This window comes from Janthinobacterium sp. GW823-FHT06H09, from assembly GCF_058794735.1.
This window is the reverse complement of the sequence record NZ_JBXAHC010000005.1, coordinates 258,798-283,152: the sequence shown is the minus strand read 5'-3', so window position 1 is coordinate 283,152 and position 24,355 is coordinate 258,798. Positions and strand designations below refer to the sequence as shown.

The following is a 24,355-nucleotide window of genomic DNA, read 5'->3' as shown; positions in this document are numbered from 1 at the left end:
ACTATCTATTGCTAGTCCCCTGTATTACCAGAATTAATCCATAAGAATCCCCTTTACAATCGAATCATCTTAACGTCCGACTTTCTGTATTTTTTTGCACCAAAAAAGAGCAAGAATTACGTCAGTTTTCGTCCCCTTTTTCCTTGTAAAGAGCACTTATGCACCCTGCAGGCCCCTCGGCTTTTACCCCGATTCCTTTTGCTGCGTTCCAGGCAGAAATCCTGCCCGAAGCGACACCACAACGCGCCGCCATCACTGCCGCCTATAGGCGCGATGAGGTTTCCGCCGTGCAGTGGCTGTTGCAACAAGTGCGCCCCAGCAGTACCGAAACGATCACCGAAGGACAAGCGCTGGCGCATCGCCTGGTCTCGAACGTGCGCCAAAAACGCACACGCGCGTCCGGTGTCGATGCACTGATGCACGAGTTCTCGCTGTCGTCGGAAGAGGGTGTTGCATTGATGTGTCTGGCTGAAGCGCTGTTGCGTATACCCGACAGTCAAACGGCCGACCGTTTGATCGCCGACAAAATCAGCAAGGGCGACTGGAAGAAGCACCTGGGCGAATCGCCGTCGCTGTTCGTCAATGCCGCCACCTGGGGCTTGCTGATTACGGGCAAACTGGTCAGTACCAGCAGCGAATCGGGCCTCGGTTCGGCCATGACCAAGCTCATCGCCAAAGGCGGCGAACCGCTGATCCGCAAGGGCGTCGACCTGGCCATGCGCATGCTGGGCAACCAGTTCGTGACGGGCCAGACCATCGAGGAAGCGTTGAAGAACAGCCGCGAGAATGAAACGCGCGGCTACCGTTACTCGTACGACATGCTGGGCGAGGCGGCCCTGACGCAAGCCGACGCGGCCAACTATTACGCCTCGTACGAAACGGCGATCCACGCGATCGGCAAGGCATCGAACGGGCGCGGCATCCGCAACGGCCCCGGCATTTCCGTGAAACTGTCGGCCCTGCACGCGCGCTACAGCCGCGCCCAGCGCGCCCGCGTCATGGAAGAATTGTTGCCGAAGGTCAAAGCGTTGCTGTTGCTGGCCAAACAGTACAACATCGGCTTCAATATCGATGCGGAAGAAACGGACCGCCTGGAACTGTCGCTGGACCTGATGGAAGCACTGGCGTTCGATGCGGACCTGGCCGGCTTCGACGGCATCGGCTACGTGGTGCAGGCGTATCAAAAGCGCTGCCCGTTCGCCATCGATTTCCTGATCGACCTGGCGCGCCGCAGCGGCCGCAAGTTCATGGTGCGCCTGGTCAAGGGCGCGTACTGGGATGCGGAAGTCAAGCGCGCGCAAGTCGATGGCCAGGAGGGCTATCCCGTCTACACGCGCAAGGTCTACACGGACGTCTCTTACCTCGTGTGTGCGCAAAAACTGCTGGCTGCCAGCAGCCTGATCTACCCGCAATTTGCCACGCACAACGCGCAAACCCTGTCGACCATCTATACCTGGGCAAAACGCGACGGCATCACCGATTATGAATTCCAGTGCCTGCACGGCATGGGCGAAACCCTGTACGACCAGGTCGTCGGCCCCGACAATCTCGACAAGCCGTGCCGCATCTACGCGCCCGTCGGCTCGCATGAAACCCTGCTGGCCTATCTGGTGCGCCGCCTGCTGGAAAACGGCGCCAACTCGTCGTTCGTCAACCAGATCGTCGACGAAAGCGTGGCCATCGATAGTCTGATCCGCGATCCGCTGGAACAGGCACGCCTGCAGGGCGGCTTGCCGCACCCGTCGATTCCGCTGCCGCTGGACATGTTTGGCAGCGAGCGCAGGAACTCGGCCGGCCTGGACCTGTCGAATGAAGACACCTTGCGCACCCTGGCCACCGGCCTGGCGCAGCAGCAGACATGGCAGGCGGCGCCGCTGATCGATGGCGCCGTCAGCCTGAATACGCCGATGCAAGTCATCCACAATCCGGCCCAGCACGACGATGTCGTGGGCAAGGTCATGGAAGCCGGTCCGGCGGACGTGGAAACGGCCCTGGCCAGCGCCAGCGCGTATGCCATGGATTGGCAAACGACGGAACCGTCGGTCCGCGCGCAAGCGTTGCTGCGCGCCGCCGACCTGTTCGAGGAACACCATATCGAGCTGATGGCCCTGGCCGTGCGCGAAGCGGGCAAGTCGCTGCCGAACGCGATCGCGGAAATCCGCGAAGCCGTCGACTTCCTGCGCTATTACGCGGCGCAGGTGGAACATGCGCCAAACACCCTGGCGCTCGGTCCCGTCACCTGCATCAGCCCGTGGAACTTCCCGCTGGCCATCTTTACGGGCCAGCTGGCGGCCGCGCTTGCCGCCGGCAACGTGGTGCTGGCCAAGCCGGCCGAGCAAACGCCGCTGATCGCCCACCGCGCCGTGCAATTGCTGCATGCGGCGGGCGTGCCGCGCGGCGCACTGCAATTCTTGCCCGGCAGCGGAGAAGTGGTTGGCGCCGGCCTGTGCAACGACGCGCGCGTGAAAGGCGTGATTTTCACGGGCTCGACGGAAGTGGCGCAATTGATCAACCGCAACTTGGCCGCGCGCGCCGTGGCCGAAGGCATCGACATTCCCCTGATCGCCGAAACGGGCGGCCAGAACGCGCTGATCGTCGATTCGTCGGCCTTGCCGGAACAGGTGGTGCAGGACGTGATGTCGTCCGCTTTCGACAGCGCCGGCCAGCGCTGCTCGGCCTTGCGCGTGCTGTTCCTGCAAACGGAAATCGCCGACAAGACCATCCATATGCTGAAAGGTGCCATGCAGGAATTGCGCGTTGGCAATCCTGACCGCCTGGCGACCGATATCGGTCCCGTCATCGATGCGGAAGCGCAAGGTAACTTGCTGGCGCACATCAACAAGATGAAAACCATGGCCATCGACCATTATTCGCTCGATTTGCCGACCGTCAAAGGCACGTTCGTTGCCCCGACCGTGCTGGAAATCAAGTCGCTGGCGCAATTGACGCAGGAAGTCTTCGGCCCCGTGCTGCACGTGATCCGCTACAAGCGGGCCGAACTGCCGCAACTGGTGCAATCGATCAACGACAGCGGTTATGGCTTGACCCTGGGCATCCATACGCGCATCGATGAAACCATCGATTTCATCACCCAGCGCGCGCACGTGGGCAATATTTATGTCAACCGCAACATCGTCGGCGCCGTCGTCGGCGTGCAGCCGTTCGGCGGCGAAGGCAAATCGGGCACGGGACCGAAAGCCGGTGGCCCCCTGTATCTGAAACGCCTGCAGCGCAATGCGCCGGCCGACGCGCAGCACCAGCGCCAAGCGCCGCCCGCGCTCGACGCGCTGACCGTGTGGGCGAAGATGCATGGCCACGACAAGGTACAGCAGCTGGCGCAGGACTATGCGCGCACCACCTTGCTGGGCAGCACCACCGTCTTGCCAGGCCCGACAGGCGAGCGCAATACCCTGAGTTTTGCCGCACGGGGCACTATTCTGTGCGCGGCGGCCACGTCCGGCACCTTGATGAACCAGCTGGCGGCCGTCCTGGCCACCGGCAATCAGGCCCTGGTGCTGGCGCAAGCGCCGGACCTGATCCCGGGCGACTTGCCGGCCGCGCTGAAGGACCGCATCCAGATCGTCAGCAGCCTCGAGTCGGTCAAGCAGGATTTCCAGATCGCCATGATCGAGCCTAGCCTCGATGGCCAGCTCAAACCGCTGCTGGCGGCACGGGAAGGGGCCCTGGTGGCCACCATCGCCACCACGCAAGACGGTGCCATCCCCCTGTGGCGCCTGGTCGCTGAGCGGGCGCTGTGCGTGAATACGACGGCGGCCGGTGGTAACGCGAGTTTGATGATGCTCAGCGTCTAATATTTAAGCAGGTCATCAACGCAAAAAGGGCAGAACCAGTGGTTCTGCCCTTTTTTTATGCACGCTAGCTGAAACATCAGCCAGCCAGGCGCTGGCATAGCTGCTGAATCACCGCAAACGCATACGGCGAGGCGACGGATTGCACGAAACGCATGAAGTCGACGGCAGCGTCTTCATTGGCGTTGTCGGAAATGGTGCGCATGACCGTAAACGGCACACCGAGTTCAAAACACACTTGCGCCACGGCGGCGCCTTCCATTTCGACGGCCAGCAAGTCGGGGATATCCGCTTTCAGCTGGTTGATATGCGCGGCGCTGCTGATGAACTGGTCGCCGCTGGCGATCAGGCCGCGGTGTACTTTGGCGTGCTGCAAGCCAAATGCCGCGATATCGGCCGCCTTGAGCACGCTGGAAACATCGTCACGCAGGAAATCTTCCGCGGCGGCGGCCAGTTGCGTGCTCAGTTCCAGGTCCGTGGCGAAGCGCCGCAAGCCCGTCAGCGGCACTTCGAAGCGGGGAAATAAAGGTCGGGCATCCATATCATGCTGCAGCAGCGATTCGGCCACGACGATGTCGCCCACTTTCACGTGTTTATCCCCACTGCCGGCCACGCCGGTGAAGACGATGTGGGTAACTCCGTACTTTTCCACAAGGATAGAAGCTGTCATGGCAGCGGCAACCTTGCCCAGACGCGACAGGACGCACACAGCGTCGATATTCCACAGGTTCCCCAGGGTGTAGTCACGCATGCCGTGCGAACGCCTCTGGGGGCCTTGCATGACTTCTACCAGCCCCTGCTGTTCTTCGTGCAAGGCACTGATGATGCCTAAACGCATTTTTTTGTGTGAATTCATGCTGTTTTTACAGGTTTTTGAGATTGCAAAACGGTTTACAGGGTGAAAACAGCCGTTTCGGTGACTTTTCCACCGTGCGCGTTTGTCTCTGTGTTTTAAATAAAGATGTATACATAAAAATAGTAGTGATAGTAAACGGCCATTTTTTTGTGGATAAGTCGGTATACCATCGAAAAATCATCGACTTAGCGCACAAAAAAGTAGGCGCACAAGCATTGTATCCAGCGAGGACTTGTTTGGGATAAAAATTGGTTTGTGGACAAAGATCGACTTTTCCCACATCTCATCCTGTGGATATGCAGGCACTTATCCACACCGGCAAGCAAAAATCGCGTTTTTTCTTGCTGCAGTGACATGTTTGACGGGATTTGTGTGTACTGACTCCTGTCTGGCAATCGAAGCTGAGCGATCATGAACGCGCTTCTTTCACGAACATCGGCATCCAGGTACTTCCTGGAAGACGGTTTGGCAGTGGGTAGCACTGTTGCCGTTGGCTTTTTTTTTGACGGTTTTTGCATGCTTTTTGGAAATATCCCCGGACTTCCGCTTTTTTTTGTCGTTTTACAATAGAGCTATATATAAAAATAGTAGTAATAGTAAACGCGTTTTTTTCTGTGGATAAGTCACTTTTTTTCAACAGGATCAACCGTTTACGCGCAAAATAAAGCGTGCATAATCGCTGTATCCCGCGAGGAGCAAAATTGTATAAAATGCGGACCTGCGCAAAAGTTCGTGTTTACTCACAAGTCATCCTGTGGATATCAAGTGACTTATCCACAATCGTCTCAAATACCCCCTCTTTTCGACATCGCACCGTCTCTTGGCCGAATACCTGGCCAGGACGGTTGACGTTTCCATTTTGCAAAACGGTTTGGCAGTGCAGTGCGCGTGATGCCGGCCGTGCCGGTTTTCGTCGCTCAGTTGTTGGCGCGATTTTTTTTTGTCAGTCAAAGCAGCTCGCCGTTTTTTTTTGAAGACAGGTTTGTGAATCTTCCCGAAGGAAAGGGCAGACAAAGCGCGCGTTGTCGGGTTTACCTTAACAAGATCGTATACAAGAATAGTAATAGTAGTTAACGGCGACATCTTCTGTGGATAAGTCCTGATTTATCCTTGTAAACAATCGCTTGGCGTACGGATAAACGCTGAGTAAGGGTTGTATCTGCCGGGGATGGTTTTGGGATAAAAAAAAGCGTCCAAAAAAATTTTCGTTTACTCACATATCGTACCTGTGGATATCCATACGGTTATCCACAGCTTGGCGGCCTTGTTTTTGAGCTTATCGTGACGCTCGCCCATATCGCTGGCCACGATTAATGTCGCCCTGGCCCGGCACTGGTGGTAATCTCAAGACGGCTCAGCAGCCATGGATGCATGAAGAAAGACAGACTCTGGTAAAGGGACGCGGCGGGGAGACACGCCGCGCGACAGCTTGATGGCATACCGAAAGGAGCTTCATTGGAATCGGCAGGCGAATACGACTACATCATCGTGGGCGGCGGCACGGCAGGTTGCGTGCTGGCGAACCGGCTCACGCGCGACAAGGATGCCAACGTTTTGCTCGTGGAAGCGGGCGGCAAGGACGATTACGTGTGGATTCACATCCCCGTCGGCTATCTGCATTGCATCGGCAATCCCCGCACGGACTGGCTGTATTCCACGCAGGCGGACGCGGGACTGGGCGGGCGCAGCCTGATCTATCCGCGCGGCAAAGTCCTGGGCGGCAGCTCGTCCATCAACGGCATGATCTACATGCGGGGCCAGGCCGGCGATTACGATCACTGGGCCGACTTGACGGACGACGCCTCCTGGCGCTGGGACAAGGTCTTGCCGCTATTTAAACAAAGCGAGGATTATTACGGCGGCGCCTCGGAAAACCATGGCGTCGGTGGCGAGTGGCGCGTGGAAAAACAGCGCCTGTCGTGGGATATTTTGAATGCGTTCCGCGACGCGGCGCAGCAGGTGGGCATCCCGAAAACCAGCGATTTCAATGGCGGCGACAATAGCGGCAGCGCGTATTTCGACGTCAATCAGCGCCGCGGCATCCGCTGGAATACCTCGAAAGCGTTCTTGAAACCGGCCGCGCGCCGCCCGAACCTGACCATCATGACGGGCTGCCACGTGGAACGTCTATTGATTGAAGCTTCGGAGTCGGGGCCCCGTTGCACGGGCATCGTGTTCACGGGCGGCGGCACGCAGTGGCAGGCGACGGCCAAACGGGAAACCTTGCTGACGGCGGGTGCCATCGGTTCGCCCCAATTGCTGCAACTGTCCGGCATCGGCCCGGCCGCCTTGCTGCGCGAACACGGCATCACGCCCGTGCTGGACTCGCCTGGCGTGGGCGGCAATTTGCAAGACCATCTGCAGCTGCGCATGGTGTACAAAGTGCAGGGCGTCAAGACCTTGAATGTGATGGCCAGCAATATCGTCGGAAAAATGCAGATCGGCTTGCAATATGCGCTGTTTCAGAGCGGACCCATGTCGATGGCGCCATCGCAGCTGGGCGCGTTCGCCAAGTCCGATCCGCAGCAAGCCACGCCGAACCTGCAATACCACGTGCAACCCTTGTCCTTGGACAAATTCGGCGAACCCTTGCACGCGTTTCCCGCGTTTACGGCCAGCGTCTGCAATCTGCGCCCGACTTCGCGTGGCCATGTGCACATCGCGTCGGCCGACAGTTATGCGGCGCCGAAGATCGTGCCCAATTACCTGAGTACCGAGCAGGACCGCGCCGTGGCGGCCAACGCCTTGCGCCTGACGCGGGCCATCGCCGCCGCGCCGGCCCTGAAAAAATTCGCTCCCGAAGAATACAAGCCGGGCGTGCAATTCCAGAGCCAGGAAGAGCTGGCGCAGGCGGCCAGCCAGATCGGCACGACCATCTTCCACCCGGTGGGCACCTGCCGCATGGGTCTGGCCAGCGAGGCCTCTAGCGTGGTCGACAGCTCCTTGCGCGTGATCGGCGTAGATGGTTTACGTGTCGTCGATGCCTCGATCATGCCGTACATTACTTCTGGTAACACGAACTCGCCCACCGTGATGATCGCGGAAAAAGCGGCGCAAATGATACATGCGGCCTGGAAATAGCGCGGCAAGCGTGCGAGTTTGCGCCATTCGGGCTGGCGAAAAATCCCCGTAGTTATACTGTATTGTGCGTTAAATTTAAGTTGTGTATTATAAAAATGACTAAGTAGTACAAAAAGTACAACTAGGAGACACGATGTCAAACGTAATCTTGGAAACAAGAAATTTGACCAAGGAATTCAAGGGTTTCACCGCTGTGAGCGAGGTGAACCTGAAGGTAGAGCGGGGCCATATCCACGCCTTGATCGGTCCTAACGGCGCCGGCAAGACCACGTGTTTCAACTTGCTCACCAAATTCCTGGTCCCCACATCCGGACAGATCCTGTTCAATGGGAAAGATATCACGGCCGCCAAACCGGCCCAGATCGCGCGCATGGGCGTGATCCGTTCCTTCCAGATTTCCGCCGTCTTCCCCCATCTGTCCGTGCTGCAGAATGTGCGCATCGGCTTGCAGCGCCAGCTCGGTACCTCGTTCCATTTCTGGCAAAGCGAACGCGCCTTGAACCAGCTCAACGACCGTGCCATGGCCTTGCTGGCCGAAGTCGACCTGACGGAGTTTGCCGACACCATCACGGTCGACATGCCCTACGGGCGCAAGCGGGCGCTGGAAATCGCCACCACCCTGGCGATGGAGCCGGAAATGATGCTGCTCGACGAACCGACGCAAGGCATGGGCCACGAAGACGTGCACCGCGTCACCGAGCTGATCAAAAAGGTGTCGGCCGGCCGCACGATTTTGATGGTGGAACACAATATGAGCGTGGTCTCTGGCATCTGCGACAAGATTTCCGTCCTGCAGCGCGGCGCCATGCTGGCCGAAGGCAGTTACGCGGAAGTGTCGCGCAATCCGCAAGTGATGGAAGCCTACATGGGTACCACCCACGCCGAACTGGAAGGGGCGCATTGATGGCGACACAAGTAAATGGCGGCGCACCCGCGCTGGAAATTTCGCAACTGCACACCTGGTATGGCGAATCGCACATCCTGCACGACGTCAATCTGAAAGTGGAGCAGGGCGAAGTGGTGACTTTGCTGGGCCGCAATGGCGCCGGCCGCACGACCACCTTGCGCGCCATCATGGGGCTGACGGGCGCACGCACGGGCTCCATCAAAGTCAATGGCAGCGAAGCGATAGGTTTGGCCACGCACAAAATCGCCCACCTGGGTATCGGTTACTGTCCTGAAGAGCGGGGCATTTTCTCGTCGCTGTCGACCGAGGAAAACCTGCTGCTGCCGCCGACCCTGGCCAGCGGCGAGAAGGGCATGTCGGTGGAGGAAATCTACGCCATGTTCCCGAATTTGCAGGAGCGCCGCCACAGCCAGGGCACGCGATTGTCGGGCGGGGAGCAGCAGATGCTGGCCGTGGCGCGCATCCTGCGCACGGGCGCCCGTTTGCTGCTGCTCGATGAAATTTCCGAAGGCCTGGCACCCGTCATCGTGCAGGGCCTGGCGCGCATGATTACCACCCTGAAGGCAAAGGGCTACACCATCGTCATGGTGGAACAGAATTTCCGGTTTGCCGCGCCGCTGGCGGACCGGTTTTATGTGATGGAGCACGGTCAGATCGTCGAGACTTTTGCTGCATCCGAACTGGAAGCCAAGATGCCGGTATTGACCGAGCTGCTTGGCGTGTAATGCCCATGTAGTTCCGTATCGTCGTCGAGCAATCGTTTAAATAGCAAACAATAATCCCAACGGAGACACTATGAAACGTAACGCTATCGCCATTGCCACCGCCACTCTTTGCGCCCTGGGCTTTTCCGCCGCCGCGCACGCCCAGGTATCGGGCGATACCATCAAGATCGGTTTTATTTCCGACATGTCGGGCGTGTATTCCGACGTCGACGGCCTCGGTGGCGCGGAAGCCATCAAGATGGCGATCGCCGATGCCGGCGTGGTACTGGCCGGCAAAAAGGTGGAATTCATTTCCGCCGACCATCAAAACAAGGCCGACATCGCCGCCTCGAAGGCACGTGAATGGTTCGACCAACAGGGCGTCGACATGCTGATCGGCGGCACCAATTCCGGCGCCAGCCTGGCCATGGCCAAGGTCGCGGCGGAAAAGAAAAAAATCTTCATTGCCATCGGTGCCGGCTCCTCACGCCTGACGAATGAAGAATGCACGCCGTACACCGTGCATTACGCCTACGACACAGTGGCGCTGGCGCGCGGCACGGGCGGCACCATCGTCAAACAGGGCGGCAAGAACTGGTATTTCATGACGGCCGACTATGCGTTTGGCCATTCGCTGGAAAAAGACACGGCCGAGGTCGTCAAGGCGGCCGGCGGCAAGGTGCTGGGCAGCGTCAAGCATCCGCTGGGCGCGTCCGATTTCTCGTCCTTCCTGCTGCAGGCGCAAGCAGCCAAACCGCAGATCCTCGGTCTGGCCAATGCGGGTGGCGACGCCATCAACAGCATCAAGGCGGCCAACGAGTTCGGTTTGACGAAATCGATGAAACTGGCCGGCTTGCTGATCTTCATCAATGACATCCATTCGCTGGGCCTGAACCTGACGCAGGGCATGTACCTGACGGACGGCTGGTACTGGGACTTGAATCCTGAAACGCGTGCCTGGTCGAAACGCTATTTCGCCAAAATGAAGAAGGAACCGTCGATGCTGCAGGCAGCCGACTATTCGGCCGCGGCGAACTACCTGAAAGCCGTCAAGGCCGTCGGCACGGATGATACGGACAAGGTCATGGCCTACCTGAAAAAGACCAAGATCAACGACATGTTCACCCAGAATGGCGAAGTACGCCCCGATGGCCGCATGGTGCACGATATGTATTTGATGGAAGTCAAGAAACCGTCCGAGTCGAAATACCCATGGGATTACTACAAGGTGGTCGCCACCGTGCCCGGTGCACAGGCGTATGTGACCAAGGCCGAATCGAAGTGTTCGCTGTGGAAGTAACGCTGTAGCAATCCCTGTGGATCGCCCGCCGCCGCGCGGGCGCTCTGTCCTGCATGCGCTTCGCTCGCAGGGTTCGCCTTGCGCCGCCGCACCCGTTTGCGGTGGCGCGTTTCCCTTGATACCACACCGCTACCCGGCGGTGCTTTTTATACTGTGATGCCATGGAAATTTTCGGCGTTCCATTACAAGCGATGATGAGCCAGCTGCTGCTGGGTCTCGTCAACGGCTCGTTCTATGCCATGTTGTCCCTCGGTCTGGCCGTCATCTTCGGCTTGCTCAACGTTATTAATTTCTCGCACGGCGCCATGTACATGATGGGCGCCTTCCTGGCCTGGATGGGCCTCAGCTATTTCGACATCAATTACTGGGCCATGCTGGTCATCGCCCCGATCCTCGTCGGCCTGCTCGGCATCCTGATCGAAAAAACCATGCTGCGCTGGCTGTACAAACTCGACCACCTGTATGGCTTGCTGCTGACCTTTGGCATCACCCTGATCATGGAGGGCGTGTTCCGCTCGTTCTATGGCGTCTCGGGTCAGCCGTATGCCGTACCCGAAGCGCTGGCCGGCGCGACGGACCTGGGCTTCATGATCTTGCCGAACTACCGCGCCTGGGTCGTGATCGCCTCGCTTTCCGTTTGCCTGGCCACCTGGTTCGTCATCGAGAAAACCAAGCTCGGCGCCTACCTGCGGGCCGGCACGGAAAACCCGAAACTGGTGGAAGCGTTCGGCATCAACGTGCCGCTGATGGTGACCTTGACCTTCGGCTTCGGTGTGGCGCTGGCCGGTTTCGCCGGCGTGCTGGCCGCGCCGATCATCCAGGTTTCGCCGCTGATGGGCTCGAACCTGATCATCGTCGTGTTTGCCGTGGTGGTGATCGGCGGCATGGGTTCCATCATGGGTTCCATCCTGACGGGCCTGGGCCTGGGCGTGATCGAGGGCCTGACCCGCGTGTTCTACCCGGAAGGCTCGGCCACCGTGGTGTTCGTGGTGATGGTCATCGTGCTGCTGCTGCGTCCCGCCGGCCTGTTCGGCAAAGAAAAGTAATCCTCATCAGTCATGTATTGGAGCTACCACGATGAATAAGAATGTAGGCTACGCCATTGCCCTGCTGCTGGCGTTGGCGGCCCCGTTTTACGGCTACCCCGTCTTCCTGATGAAGTTGCTGTGCTTTGCCCTGTTTGCCTGCGCGTTCAACTTGTTGATCGGCTACACGGGTTTGCTGTCGTTCGGCCACGCGGCCTTCTTCGGCGGCGCCGGCTATGTCACCGGTTACGCGCTGCGCACCTGGGGCTGGCCGACGGAACTGGGCTTGCTGGCCGGCGTCGCCACGGGCGCCTTGCTGGGCCTCGTGATCGGCGGCCTGGCGATCCGCCGCCAGGGCATCTACTTTACGATGATCACCCTGGCGCTGGCGCAGATGGTGTACTTCCTGGCCTTGCGCCTGCCGTTCACGGGCGGCGAGGATGGCTTGCAGGGTGTTCCACGTGGAACCTTGCTGGGCACGATAGACCTGGCCAACGACACGGTGTTGTACTACGTCGTGCTGGCCATTTTTGTCGCCGGCTTCGCCCTGATCGTGCGCACCATCCATTCGCCGTTCGGACAAGTGCTCAAGGCGATCAAGGAAAACGAACCGCGCGCCATCTCGCTCGGCTACGACGTCAACAAGTACAAGCTAATGGCCATCGTTCTGTCGGCGTCGCTGGCCGCGCTGGCCGGCGCCACCAAGACGCTGGTGCTGGGCTTTGAGACCTTGACCGACGTGTACTGGGGCATGTCGGGCCTGGTCGTGCTGATGACCCTGGTGGGCGGCATGGGCACTTTGTCCGGTCCCATCCTCGGCGCCGTATTGATCATCGCGCTGGAAAACAAGCTGGGCGATGTCGGCACCTACCTGGCCACGCACACGGGCATCGAGTGGTTCGGCACCCTGGGTGAATCGGTGGGCATGGTCACGGGCGTGATCTTCGTCATCTGCGTGCTGCTGTTCCGGCGCGGCATCGTCGGCGAAGCCATCGCGCGTTTCGGCGGCAGGGCGGCCAAAGCCGCTGTCTGATTTTCAAGCAACGCCGGACGATTCGTCCGGCGTTTTTCATTGTGCGTCCACTGTTACTTCAACGGAGAGAACCACCATGCAAATGACGATCACGCGCGCGGGCACTGTTGGCACGAGCCTGTGCACCCTGCTGGCGTTGGCAGCCTGCGGCAGCAACCATGCGCCGGAAGAACTGAACCAGATGCCCAGCTACCTGGGGACGATTGCGCGCGCCGACTACGACGGCAAGACGAACGATCTGCTGACGGCAGGGCTGGGCAAGACGGGGCTGGCGGGCGCCACCCCCGCGTATGCGAATGCGGAACAGCCGACGCCGCTCGAGCTGCGCCGCAATGCGATCTATGCCAATTACCGCGCCGTGCTCGACATCGCCGCCAACAGCGGCTACGGCACCCTGTACGGGCCGAACGTGGATGCGGCCGGCAACGTGGGCGCGGGTGAGGGCCTGGTCGCGGGCAGCGAATACATCGCCTATGCCGATGATGGCACGGGCAAGAAAAACGTCACCTTGATGGTGCAGGTGCCGGCCAGCTTCGACCCGGACCGCGCCTGCATCGTCACGGGCACGTCCAGCGGCTCGCGCGGCATTTACGGCGCCATCGGCAGCTCGGGCGAATGGGGCCTGAAAAAAGGTTGCGCCGTGGCGTATGCGGACAAGGGTTCTGGCACGGGCCTGTATGTGTTCGAGGACGACAGCGTCAACCTGCAGAACGGCGTGCGCGCGGGCAGGGTCGCCGCCGGCAAGAACGCGCTCTTCGCGCCCGACTTGAGCGACGCGGACCGGCTGGCCTGGTCTGGCGCCTATCCGAACCGCATCGCCTTCAAGCATGCGCACTCGCAGCAAAACCCGGAGAAGGACTGGGGCAAGGTGACCTTGCAGGCGGTCGAGATGGCGTTTTACGTCTTGAATGAACGCTACGGCGTGCTGGCCCGCGACGGCAGTTCGCGCATCGTGCGCCTGACGCCGAAGAACACCATCACGATCGCCTCAAGCATTTCCAACGGCGCCGGCTCGGCCCTGCTGGCGGCGGAACAGGATACGAAAGGTTTGATCAGCGGCGTGGCGGCCAGCGAACCGCAAATCCAGCCGGCGGCATCTAACGCCTACAGCGTGCGCCAGGGCGGGGCAGTGGTCGCCAATCCGGGCCGCGCGCTGTTCGACTACGCCACCTATGCGGCCCTGTATCAGCCGTGCATCGCTTCCGTGGCCGGCAATGCGGGACGCTGCACGGCGCTGGTTGCCAAGGGCTTATTGAACGGCGCCGAGCTGGCTGCGCAGCAGGCGGACGCGAAGCAGCGCTTGCGCGCGTATGGCTGGCTGGTCGATTCCGATCCGCTGCAGGCTTCGCACGCGGGCACGAACATCCTCGTGGCCGTCACGTATGCGTATGCCTACGGGAAATTTTCCGTGACCGATAAAGTGTGCGGTTTCACGTTTGCGCAGACGGACGGCAGCGGCAATCCGATCGCGTTTACCACAGCGCAAAAGGCGGCCAGCTTTGCCGCGCAAAACGGCATCCTCGGCAATGTCGTGTACGAGAACAGCGTGGGCGGCGCCAAAGTCTACACGGCCGGCGTGTCGCCATCGACCAGCCTGGCGGACCAGTCGCTCGACGGCTTCCTGTGCCTGCGCAGCCTGGCGACGGGGCGCGACGCCGTCAGCGGCGCCAACTTGCAGGGCACCCTGGGCGGGCAGAGCGTGCGCGTGCGGGCCGGCATGGCCGAAGTCGCGGCCAGCGGAAAGTTGCAGGGCAAGCCGGCCATCATCGTGCATGGCCGCAGCGACACCTTGATTCCCGTCAATCACGCCTCGCGCGCCTATCTTGGCCTGAACGCCGCCGTGGAAGGGGCAAATAGTCAGCTGCGCTATATCGAGGTGACCAATGCCAACCATTTCGATTCCTTCAGCAGCGCCTTGCCGACCCTGATCGTACCGCTGCACGTGTACCTGAACCGGGCGCTCGACGCCATGTATGCGCACTTGAACGCCAAGCAAGCCTTGCCGCCATCGCAGGTGGTGCGCACGGTGACGCGCGCCGATGCGTCGACACTGATCACGAATGTCAACGTGCCGGCGATCGCGGCAACGCCGGCGCCTGCTAATGCCATCAGCGTGACGGGGACTGTCGTCGATATTCCCAACTAGCCAGTATCGTTGGTGGAACCTGCGGCCACGTTTCACGTGGCCTTTTTATTCCCAGGCCGACTCGGCGATCTGCCCCAGTCCCTGGAAGACGGGCTTGGAAAACCAGTAGCCCTGCATCAGGGAAATGCCGCAGCTGGCCAGGAAGTCGCGCTCGGCGCGGGTCTCGATGCCTTCGGCCAGCACGCGGATACCAAGCTCATGGCACAGGCTGGCGATGGCGCGCACGATCGCCTGGCGCGGCGCCTGCGTATCGATGCCGCGCACCAGGTCCATGTCGATCTTGATGATGTCGGGCTGATATTCGGCCAGCAGGTTCAAGCCCGCATAGCCGGCGCCGAAATCATCGATGGCCGTCTGGAAACCGAAGCGCCGGTAGGCGCGGAAGATCTCGACCAGGTGGGGACGGTCTTGCACCCGTTCGCCTTCCGTCACTTCAAAGATGATCTTGTCGGTAGGGAAGCGGTGCAGCCTGGCCGCTTCCAGGGTGCTGCGGATGCACACTTCCGGGCGGTAGACGGCGTTGGGCAAAAAATTGATCGACAGGAAGCCCTGCATGCCGAGGCGCGCTGCGCCGGCCACGGCCTTGACGCGGCACGCCTGGTCGAAGCGGTAGCGGTTGGCGTCGTTGACTTGCGCCAGCACACTGGCCGCGCTTTCGCCGTTCGGGCCGCGCACCAGCGCCTCGTGCGCATAGATGCTGCGCGTGGCCAGGTCGACGATGGGCTGATAGGCATACTCGAAGGCAAACGGCAGCGGCGCGCTGTCATGGCAGCCGGCACAGGCACCGTACGGAAAGTGGGTGCTGTCGGGATGAATGGGGATGTCGGGAGGCGTCATGGCGTCAGTGTAGCTGGGCGGGTTGGCAGATTCCGTCTGCTGGTTCACAGTGCGGCCGCATAGATGGCGCGCGCATCGGCGCGCATGAGGGGACGGGGATTGTTGCCCAGCAAGCGCGTTTGCAGCATGGCTTCATCGGCCAGGCGGTCCAGGTCGCCGGACGTGATGCCCACTTCGCGCAAGGTGCGCGCGATACCGGTAGCGACGGCAATGTCCTGCATGGCGTCGATCAGGGCCTCGGCCCGCGCTTCCTCGCTGCCCGTGATGCCGGGTTGCAATACGGTCGCCAGTTGCGCATACAGGGGCGCCGCATGGGATAGATTAAAACGCAGCACGTGCGGCAACACCAGCGCGTTCGACAGGCCATGCGGCACGTGGAACAGGCCGCCGATGGGATAGGCGAGCGCATGTACGGCAGCCACGGGTGCGTTGGCAAACGCCTGGCCGGCCAGCATGGCGCCCAGCAGCATGGCTTGCCGCGCCGGCAAGTTGCTGCCATCGCGGCAGGCTGCGAGCAAGTTGCTGGAGAGCAGCGACAGCGCCTGGGTGGCCAGCATGTCGGACAAGGGATTTTTCAGCAGGCGGCTGGTGTACGCTTCGATCGCATGCACCATGGCATCGATGCCGGTGGCGGCCGTCACTGCGGGCGGCAAACCCAGGGTCAGGCTGGCGTCGAGGATGGCCAGGTCCGCATACAGTTGCGGCGCGACGACGCCCATCTTGCTGGTGGCGCCCGTGGTGACGATGGCGATGTGCGTGACTTCCGAGCCCGTGCCGGCCGTCGTCGGCAATTGCACCAGCGGCAGGCGCTGACCGTGCACGTTGCCGATGCCGTACAGCTGGGTCAGTTCCTGGTGGCCGGGCGCCAGCACGGCGATCAGCTTGGCCACGTCCAGTGAGCTGCCGCCTCCAAGGCCGATAATCAGTTCCACGTGAAACATCTGGGCCTGGGCCACACCAGCCAGCACGACGGCTTCGGGCGGATCGGCTTGCACGTCGGAAAAGACATGCACCTCGATGCCGGCCGCTTGCAAGCTGCGCAACGGTGCATCGGCCAGACCCGTGCGCAAAAAGCCCGCGTCGGTGACGAGCAGGGCGCGGCGCACGGCGGGGAAGTGGTGGGCGAGATGGGCGCCCAGTTGGGCAGCGGCGCCCGGATCAACGATCAGATGCGGCACGGTACGGAACTGGAAGGCGGACATGCATGCTCCTGACAGTAAGGACAGAAGTCCAGCATACTCCGCTTTCCTGCCACGTGCCTGTTTCACGTGGAACCAAAAGCGGAGCTTACTCCCACTCGAGCGCGCCGCGTTTCCATTCATAGGCCAGGCCAATGGCCAGCACGCCGAGAAAGCCCATGACGGCCCAGAAGCCGGGCAAGCCCAGCTCGTTGACGTTGGCCGCCCACGGCATCAGGAAGATCACCTCGATATCGAACAGGATGAACAGGATGGCGACCAGGTAGAAGCGGATGTCGAACTTCATGCGCGCATCGCCGAACGCCTCGAAGCCGCATTCGTACGGTGACAGTTTTTGCGCATCGGGCTTGTGCGGCCCCAGTACGCGTCCCAGCAGCATGGGCACGATGCCGACCAGGATGCCGATCAGAATGAACAGCAGGACGGGAAAATAGTGTTCGAGGAGCATGGGGATTCCTCTCAGTGGCTCGATGACAGTTTCATCAGCACGATACCGCACACGATGAGGACGGCGGCGAACACGCGCATGGTATTGACTTGCTCGCCCAGAAAGACGATGCCAACGATAAAGGCGCCGACGGCACCGATGCCCGTCCAGATGGTGTAGGCCGTACCCAGGGGCAGGGTGCGCATGGCCAGCGACAGCAAGCCGAAGCTGGCGATCATCATGACGACGGTGACAACGGAGGGAGTGAGTCTGGTGAAACCCTCGGAGAGTTTCATCGAGTATGCCCACACGACTTCAAGCATGCCGGCAATTATTAAAAGTATCCAGGCCATGGCGGCTCCTATACAGAGCGGGCCGTCCCGGTGTGTTCCCATGATGGGGGAGGCCGTCCTCCTGGATGATCGTCGCGATGGCCACTGGCGTGAACATGGGGCGAACGATGCGGCAATTGTAGCAAACATTGCCGGACCCCGCAGCGCGGCGCGGGCCTGTCCTGGCGCCTGGGCGTGTTCCACGTGAAACAAAAATCGCTGTCGACTTGCCCTCGCTGAGTAAAAATTAAGCAAAAATTGGCCCGTGGAAGGTTGCGTTCGCAAAAAGACTCTATAATCGGAGCTCTCTTCCCGCATTTTTACTTGCACTGTTACCTATTTATCATGTTATTTCCTACAGAATTCGACGTCATCGTTGTCGGTGGTGGTCACGCCGGTACCGAGGCGGCCCTCGCTTCCGCCCGCATGGGGCAGAAGACGCTATTGCTCACGCATAATATTGAGACACTGGGCCAGATGTCGTGCAACCCCTCCATCGGTGGCATCGGCAAGGGCCACCTGGTCAAGGAGGTCGATGCCATGGGCGGCGCGATGGCGATTGCCACCGACGAGTCCGGCATCCAGTTCCGCATCCTGAATTCCTCGAAAGGCCCGGCAGTGCGCGCCACGCGCGCCCAGGCCGACCGTATTTTGTACAAGGCCGCCATCCGCACGCGCCTGGAAAACCAGCCTAACCTGTGGCTGTTCCAGCAAGCGGTCGACGACTTGATCGTCGAAGGCGACCGGGTCGTCGGCGCCGTGACGCAGATCGGCCTGAAGTTCCTCGCGCGCGCCGTCGTGCTGACGGCCGGCACTTTCCTCGACGGCAAGATCCACGTGGGCTTGAATAACTATTCGGCCGGCCGCGCCGGCGATCCGCCCGCCATCTCGCTGTCGGCCCGCTTGAAAGAGCTGAAACTGCCGCAAGGCCGTTTGAAAACGGGCACGCCGCCGCGCATCGATGGCCGCACGATAGACTTTTCCGTGATGCAAGAACAGGCGGGCGACCTCGATCCCGTACCCGTGTTTTCCGTGATGGGCAACACGGCCATGCACCCGCGCCAGGTGCCATGCTGGGTCACGCACACGAATAGCCAGACGCACGACATCATCCGCGCCGGCCTGGACCGCAGCCCCATGTACACGGGCGTCATCGAAGGCGTGGGCCCGCGTTACTGCCCCTCGATCGAAGACAAGATCCACCGTTTCTCGGGCAAGGAATCGCACCAGATCTTCCTCGAGCCGGAAGGTTTGACGACGCACGAGTTCTATCCGAACGGCATCTCCACGAGCCTGCCGTTCGACGTGCAGATCGCCCTGGTGCAGTCGATGAAGGGCATGGAAAACGCCCATATCCTGCGCCCCGGCTATGCCATCGAATACGATTATTTCGACCCGCGCGGCTTGAAGGCCTCGCTGGAAACGAAGGCCGTCGCGGGCCTGTTCTTCGCCGGCCAGATCAACGGCACCACGGGCTACGAGGAAGCGGCCGCGCAAGGCATGCTGGCGGGCCTGAATGCGGCCTTGCTGACGCAGGACAAGGAAGCCTGGGTACCGGGCCGCTCCGAGGCCTATCTGGGCGTGCTGGTCGACGATCTGATCACCCAGGGCGTGCAGGAGCCGTACCGCATGTTCACCAGCCGCGCCGAGTACCGTTTGAGCCTGCGCGAAGACAATGCCGACATGCGCCTGACGGAAATCGGCCGCGCGCTGGGCTGCGTGGGCGACGCCCAATGGCAAGCGTTCGAGACCAAGCGCGAAGCGGTGGCGCGCGAGCTCGAACGCCTGCGTTCCACGTGGGTCAATCCGCGCATCCTGGCGGCCGCCGAATCGGAACGCATCGTCGGCCAGGCCATCGAGCGCGAGTACTCGCTGGCGGACCTGCTGTGCCGCCCGAACGTGGCCTACGACACCCTGATGAGCATGACGGGCATGGAAGGCCAGGCCCTGGCCGGCCCCGGCGTGGAAGACCCCGCCGTGCGCGAGCAGGTGGAAATCCAGCTCAAATATGCGGGCTACATCGAGCGCCAGAGCAAGGAAATCGAGCGCCATGAACACTATGAAAACCTGGCCTTGCCGGAAGGTTTCAATTACCTCGATATCGGCGCGCTGTCGGTCGAAGTGCGGCAAAAACTCGACAAGCAGCGCCCTGAAACCCTGGGCCAGGCATCGCGCATATCGGGCGTGACGCCGGCGGCGATTTCGCTGCTGCTGGTGCATCTGAAAAAGCGCGGTTTTGGCGCAGGGCAAGCCGAAATACAGACCACCACTTTAAAGGACGAGGTTGTTGAATGAAGCAGTTTGACCGGGCCGCATTGGCCCAGATTTTGAATGAAGGCATCGCCGCGCTGGGGCTCGACCTGAGCGCGGATCAGACGGAAAAACTGCTCGATTACCTGGCCTTGCTGGCCAAATGGAACAGCGTGTACAACCTGACGTCGGTGCGCGATCCGATGCAGATGCTGACCTTGCACGTGCTCGATTCGCTGGCCGCCGTGCCGGCGTTCGCGGACGCAAAGCATGTGCTCGACGTGGGCGCCGGCGGCGGCTTGCCGGGCATGGTCCTGGCCATCGCGCGGCCCGATGTGAAGGTGTCGATGATCGACACGGTGCATAAAAAGACGGCTTTTCTGACGCAAGTGAAGGCGGAACTGGGCCTGGCCAACGTCACCGTGTACACGAAACGCGTGGAACAGCTGGAAGTGGCGCAGAAATTCGACGTGATCACCTCGCGTGCCTTTGCCGACCTGTCCGACTTCGTCAACTGGTCGCACCACGTGCTGGCCGAGGGCGGGCAATTCATCGCCTTGAAAGGGGTGGCGCCGCCAGACGAGAGAGAGCGACTGCCGGCAGACTGGAAAGTGACGGAATTACGGGCGATCCAGGTGCCAGGGCTAAATGCAGAGCGTCATCTGGTCTTTATAGCAAGAATTTAAAGGCCGCGGAATTAAACGGTATAAATCATATAAATAGTTTATACGGTATGAATGATATAAACCATATAAACGATTTATATCGTATAAATAAAATAAACAGTATAAATCGTTTCGGCCAGATGCCGGGGCGCACGATGAAGTTTGCATCTCTTTACAACTAGAAGATACATGGCCAAAATTTTTTGTGTAGCAAATCAAAAGGGTGGTGTTGGTAAAACCACAACGAGCGTCAACCTCTCCGCCGGTCTGGCCAAGTTGAACCAGCGCGTGCTGCTGGTCGACCTCGACCCGCAGGGCAATGCGACCATGGGCGCCGGCATCAACAAGGCCGGCCTGAAGGCGTCGACCTATGAAGTGATGCTGGGCGAGTCCGATGTCAAGACGGCACGCCAGCGTTCGGAAGCGGGGCGCTTCGATGTCTTGCCGTCGAACCGCGAACTGGCCGGCGCCGAAGTGGAGATGGTCGAACTCGACAACCGCGAACGCCGCCTGAAGGATGCGCTGGCCGAAGTGGACGGCGAATACGATTTCATCCTGGTGGATTGCCCACCGGCATTGTCGATGCTGACCCTGAATGGCCTGTGCGCCGCGCATGGCGTGATCATCCCGATGCAGTGCGAGTACTACGCGCTGGAAGGCTTGTCCGACCTGGTCAACACCATCAAGAAGGTGCATGCGAACCTGAACCCGGATTTGAAGATCATCGGCTTGCTGCGCGTGATGTTCGATCCGCGCATGACATTATCGCAACAAGTGTCGGCGCAGCTGGAACAGCACTTCGGCGACAAGGTCTTCAATACCATCATCCCGCGCAACGTGCGCCTGGCCGAAGCGCCGTCGTACGGCTTGCCCGGCGTGACCTTCGACCCCAGCTCGAAAGGTGCCCAGGCGTATATCGCCTTCGGCGCCGAGATGGTCGAGCGCATCAAACATATGTAAACAAGAGGCGGGCGCCTGCACGGTTTGATGTAAGCGCTTACTCTGAAAACACGATTAGGACAGCATGGCTACGAAAAAATTAAAAGGACTGGGTCGCGGACTCGACGCCCTGTTGGGCGGCGGCGGCGATTTTGCCAGTCCGGACACGACACAACCGTCGAACTTGCCCGTATCACAAATGCAAGCCGGCAAGTACCAGCCGCGCACGCGCATGGACGAGGGCGCCTTGAATGAACTGGCCGCCTCGATCAAGGCGCAAGGGCTGATGCAGCCGATTCTGGTGCGCCCGATCGGGCAGGACACCCTGAGCGGACTTGTCAAATATGAAATCATCGCGGGCGAACGCCGTTTCCGCGCCTCGCAGCTGGCCGGTTTGACGGAAGTGCCGGTGCTGGTGCGCGATGTAGACGACCTGGCCGCCGCCGCCATGGCGCTGATCGAGAACATCCAGCGCGAAGACCTCAATCCTTTGGAAGAGGCGCAGGGCATCCACCGCCTGATCGCCGACTTCAGTTTTACGCATGAGCAAGCGGCCACTGCGCTGGGACGCTCGCGCAGCGCCGTGTCGAACCTGTTGCGCTTGATGAACCTGGCCAGTCCCGTGCAAACCATGCTGATGGCCGGCGATATCGACATGGGCCATGCGCGCGCGCTGCTGGCCGTCGATGCGGCCAGCCAGATCACCTTGGCGAACCAGGTCGTGGCCAAGCGCCTGTCGGTGCGCGAAACGGAAAAGCTCGTCACCCGCACGCTCGAGGAAGCGGCCAACCCGGTCGAGCCGCGGCAAAAGGAAAAGTCGGGCGATATCGCGCGCCTGGAAGAAGAGCTGTCCGATGCGCTGGCCACGCCCGTGGTGTTCAAGATGGGCAACAAAGGCCGTGGCCAATTGGTCATCGATTTTGCCGATCTTGACGTGCTCGATGGCTTGTTGACACGTTTGCGTGGTTAAATAGCAAGCTGCAAAGACAGGGGCCATGCGGGTGTGGCCGATCCGGCCATGCTTTCCAGATGCACCACGTGATTCCTTGATAACACGGCTGGAAGCGGCCAGACAAGCGACTTTGCCATATAGTGGTGCAAATGGCGGCGAATAGTCGGTAAAGCGTCAGTTTCACGCAGCAATTGCCCTGCTGCGGTGCACCAACGTTTGACTCTATAGATCAAAGCCAACTATAATCCCGTGTCTTTGCGTGTGTAGATTTTTCTGGGAACTTGGCAATTGAGTGATTCACAACAAAGTATTGCCAAGCCAGTCTACAAAGTAGTTGCATTGCAGCTAGCAATCGCTATCAGTTTTGCCACGGTCACCCTGTTTTTCGGTGGCAGTGTCAGAGGCTGGTCCGCCGCATACGGCGGCGCTATCGCAGTCATCGGTAGCCTGGTGTATGCCCTGTTGGTGGTTCGCGGTTCTAGCGACGCCAACAAGGCATTCCGGGCGCATTTGCGCGCAGAAGTGGTGAAAATATTTATCACAGCGGTGCTGTTTATATTGGCACTGGTGTTGTTTCAGTCGGCCGCCTGGTTATGGCTGATCTTGGGTTTCGCGGTGGCAACCTTAGCATACTGGTTTTCATTGCTCGCTGTTTAATCATTGGTTTTGGGGCCTGTTGAGCTCTGAAACGACAAATCTAAATTCATTATGACCACAGAACACGCTATTGAAGCGGGCCATGCTGCCCCGGCCAACGCCACAGAATACATCAGTCACCATCTGGCCCACCTGAGAAGTGCCGACGGCATGATCAATCTGGATACGTTCTGGATTTCGGCCATTCTGGGCTTTGTTTTCCTGGCTGTTTTCTATATGGCGTCGCGCCGCGCGACGGCTGGTGTCCCTGGCAAGTTGCAAAACTTCGTCGAAATGGTCATGGAAATCGTCAATGACACTATTAATGGGGCCTTCCACGCGAAAAGCAAGGTCATCGCGCCGCTGGCCATCACTATTTTTGTGTGGGTCTGGTTGTTGAACGCGATGGACTTCCTGCCGGTTGACCTGTTGCCGAAGATCCTGAGCTGGTTTGGCGTGCATAAACTGCGCGCCGTGCCGACCGCCGACGTCAACCATACCTTCGCCATGTCGCTGTCCGTCGTGCTGTGCGTGATCGCCTTCTCGATCAAGGCCAAGGGCCTGGGCGGCTGGATCAAGGAACTGTTCACGGCACCGTTCCATGCGAGCGGCCTGATCGGCACGATCGCCCTGGCACCTGTCAATTTCTTGCTGCAAATGGTTGAGCTGGTTGCAAAACTGATCTCCCTGTCGCTGCGACTGTTCGGCAATATGTATGCCGGCGAACTGATTTTCATCTTGATCGCGTTGTTGCCTTGGTGGGCACAGTGGGCGTTGGGTGGTCCATGGGCAATTTTCCATATCTTGATTGTAACTTTGCAAGCTTTTGTGTTTATGGCGTTGACGGTTGTGTATCTGAGCCTTGCGGTTGAGAAACATTAATCATTAACTTTATATTTTGTTTTTTTAGTATCTTTCGTTTTTAAATTTAGGAGAATTTTATGCAAGCTCTGATCGCACAAGTACAAAGCATGACCGTTCTGGCAGCAGCAATCATCATCGGCCTGGCCGCAATCGGCACCGCTCTGGGCTTCGCTATCTTGGGTGGCAAATTCCTGGAAGCTTCGGCACGTCAACCAGAACTGATGCCACAACTGCAAACCAAACTGTTCGTTATCGCTGGTCTGCTGGATGCTATCTCGATGATCGGCGTTGGTGTTGCTCTGCTGTACACGTTCGCTAACCCGTTCCTGTCCGCTCTGACGGCTGTTGCTCAGTAATTCGCTCCAACCCTAGGAGAAACTTTTAGTTAGGAGC

At 59.9% G+C, this 24,355-nt stretch carries 20 protein-coding genes; 15 read left to right on the top strand and 5 right to left on the bottom strand.

All coding sequences use genetic code 11. The features are described from left to right. Positions 1–158 precede the first annotated feature (158 nt). Complete coding sequence (gene putA / locus AC1Q6X_RS10435) at positions 159–3,812, top strand: trifunctional transcriptional regulator/proline dehydrogenase/L-glutamate gamma-semialdehyde dehydrogenase (protein WP_230504350.1); 3,654 nt, start codon at positions 159–161, stop codon at positions 3,810–3,812. Positions 3,813–3,888: 76 nt separating this feature from the next. Here the strand turns inward: putA and AC1Q6X_RS10430 are convergent, their stop codons facing one another. Further along, positions 3,889–4,665: a 5'-methylthioadenosine/adenosylhomocysteine nucleosidase gene (locus AC1Q6X_RS10430; RefSeq protein WP_492496786.1), complete on the bottom strand. Its 777-nt coding sequence runs from the start codon at positions 4,663–4,665 to the stop codon at positions 3,889–3,891. 1,455 nt (positions 4,666–6,120) lie between these two features. Between AC1Q6X_RS10430 and AC1Q6X_RS10425 the strand changes: the two genes are divergently transcribed. The 7 genes from AC1Q6X_RS10425 (at position 6,121) to AC1Q6X_RS10395 (ending at position 14,861) form a co-directional block, all read left to right on the top strand. Continuing rightward, positions 6,121–7,746, top strand: coding sequence for a GMC family oxidoreductase (locus AC1Q6X_RS10425; RefSeq protein WP_230504348.1), 1,626 nt, complete (start codon positions 6,121–6,123; stop codon positions 7,744–7,746). 133 nt (positions 7,747–7,879) lie between these two features. After that, positions 7,880–8,650 carry an ABC transporter ATP-binding protein gene (locus AC1Q6X_RS10420; RefSeq protein WP_035823437.1) on the top strand — a complete coding sequence of 257 codons (771 nt, stop codon included), beginning with the start codon at positions 7,880–7,882 and terminating at the stop codon, positions 8,648–8,650. Beyond that, entirely contained in the window at positions 8,650–9,378 is a 729-nt protein-coding gene (locus AC1Q6X_RS10415) for an ABC transporter ATP-binding protein (RefSeq protein WP_230504347.1), read from the top strand. The genes AC1Q6X_RS10420 and AC1Q6X_RS10415 overlap by 1 nt, the downstream gene beginning before the upstream one ends. 70 nt (positions 9,379–9,448) lie before the next feature. After that, positions 9,449–10,657: an ABC transporter substrate-binding protein gene (locus tag AC1Q6X_RS10410; RefSeq protein ID WP_070218918.1), complete on the top strand. Its 1,209-nt coding sequence runs from the start codon at positions 9,449–9,451 to the stop codon at positions 10,655–10,657. Positions 10,658–10,818: 161 nt separating this feature from the next. Beyond that, a complete protein-coding gene (locus AC1Q6X_RS10405; RefSeq protein ID WP_070218919.1) occupies positions 10,819–11,703 on the top strand; it encodes a branched-chain amino acid ABC transporter permease in 885 nt (294 codons plus the stop codon). 31 nt (positions 11,704–11,734) lie between these two features. Further along, on the top strand, positions 11,735–12,715 hold the full coding sequence (locus AC1Q6X_RS10400; protein ID WP_070218920.1) for a branched-chain amino acid ABC transporter permease: 981 nt from the start codon (positions 11,735–11,737) through the stop codon (positions 12,713–12,715). An 82-nt stretch (positions 12,716–12,797) separates the two neighbouring features. After that, a complete protein-coding gene (locus AC1Q6X_RS10395) occupies positions 12,798–14,861 on the top strand; it encodes a 3-hydroxybutyrate oligomer hydrolase family protein (protein WP_492496949.1) in 2,064 nt (687 codons plus the stop codon). 45 nt (positions 14,862–14,906) lie between these two features. Here AC1Q6X_RS10395 and AC1Q6X_RS10390 read toward each other — a convergent pair whose 3' ends face one another. From AC1Q6X_RS10390 to sugE, 4 genes are all read right to left on the bottom strand, one after another. Beyond that, positions 14,907–15,698 carry an EAL domain-containing protein gene (locus tag AC1Q6X_RS10390; RefSeq protein WP_230504343.1) on the bottom strand — a complete coding sequence of 264 codons (792 nt, stop codon included), beginning with the start codon at positions 15,696–15,698 and terminating at the stop codon, positions 14,907–14,909. A 44-nt stretch (positions 15,699–15,742) separates the two neighbouring features. Further along, the gene (locus AC1Q6X_RS10385) at positions 15,743–16,900 is read right to left on the bottom strand and encodes an iron-containing alcohol dehydrogenase (protein WP_492496781.1); all 1,158 of its coding nucleotides are present in this window, start codon (positions 16,898–16,900) and stop codon (positions 15,743–15,745) included. A gap of 85 nt (positions 16,901–16,985) precedes the next feature. Beyond that, positions 16,986–17,345, bottom strand: a complete 360-nt coding sequence (locus AC1Q6X_RS10380; RefSeq protein ID WP_099408167.1) for an NADH-quinone oxidoreductase subunit A — start codon at positions 17,343–17,345, stop codon at positions 16,986–16,988. An 11-nt stretch (positions 17,346–17,356) separates the two neighbouring features. Further along, complete coding sequence (sugE, locus tag AC1Q6X_RS10375; protein ID WP_070218924.1) at positions 17,357–17,677, bottom strand: quaternary ammonium compound efflux SMR transporter SugE; 321 nt, start codon at positions 17,675–17,677, stop codon at positions 17,357–17,359. A 324-nt stretch (positions 17,678–18,001) separates the two neighbouring features. Here sugE and mnmG point away from each other — a divergent pair, with 324 nt between their 5' ends. The 7 genes from mnmG (at position 18,002) to atpE (ending at position 24,318) form a co-directional block, all read left to right on the top strand. Further along, entirely contained in the window at positions 18,002–19,951 is a 1,950-nt protein-coding gene (gene mnmG / locus AC1Q6X_RS10370) for a tRNA uridine-5-carboxymethylaminomethyl(34) synthesis enzyme MnmG (RefSeq protein ID WP_492418678.1), read from the top strand. Continuing rightward, entirely contained in the window at positions 19,948–20,592 is a 645-nt protein-coding gene (rsmG, locus tag AC1Q6X_RS10365) for a 16S rRNA (guanine(527)-N(7))-methyltransferase RsmG (RefSeq protein ID WP_492496778.1), read from the top strand. Before mnmG ends, rsmG begins: the two co-directional genes overlap by 4 nt. Before the next feature lie 168 nt (positions 20,593–20,760). Then, on the top strand, positions 20,761–21,531 hold the full coding sequence (locus tag AC1Q6X_RS10360) for a ParA family protein (RefSeq protein ID WP_034752687.1): 771 nt from the start codon (positions 20,761–20,763) through the stop codon (positions 21,529–21,531). 64 nt (positions 21,532–21,595) lie between these two features. Beyond that, positions 21,596–22,480, top strand: coding sequence for a ParB/RepB/Spo0J family partition protein (locus tag AC1Q6X_RS10355; RefSeq protein ID WP_492418675.1), 885 nt, complete (start codon positions 21,596–21,598; stop codon positions 22,478–22,480). 270 nt (positions 22,481–22,750) lie between these two features. After that, positions 22,751–23,119, top strand: a complete 369-nt coding sequence (locus tag AC1Q6X_RS10350) for an ATP synthase subunit I (RefSeq protein WP_034752692.1) — start codon at positions 22,751–22,753, stop codon at positions 23,117–23,119. Positions 23,120–23,170: 51 nt separating this feature from the next. Then, positions 23,171–23,980, top strand: coding sequence for a F0F1 ATP synthase subunit A (gene atpB, locus AC1Q6X_RS10345; protein WP_046681851.1), 810 nt, complete (start codon positions 23,171–23,173; stop codon positions 23,978–23,980). A gap of 59 nt (positions 23,981–24,039) precedes the next feature. Then, positions 24,040–24,318 carry a F0F1 ATP synthase subunit C gene (atpE, locus tag AC1Q6X_RS10340; protein WP_034752695.1) on the top strand — a complete coding sequence of 93 codons (279 nt, stop codon included), beginning with the start codon at positions 24,040–24,042 and terminating at the stop codon, positions 24,316–24,318. Positions 24,319–24,355 lie beyond the last annotated feature (37 nt).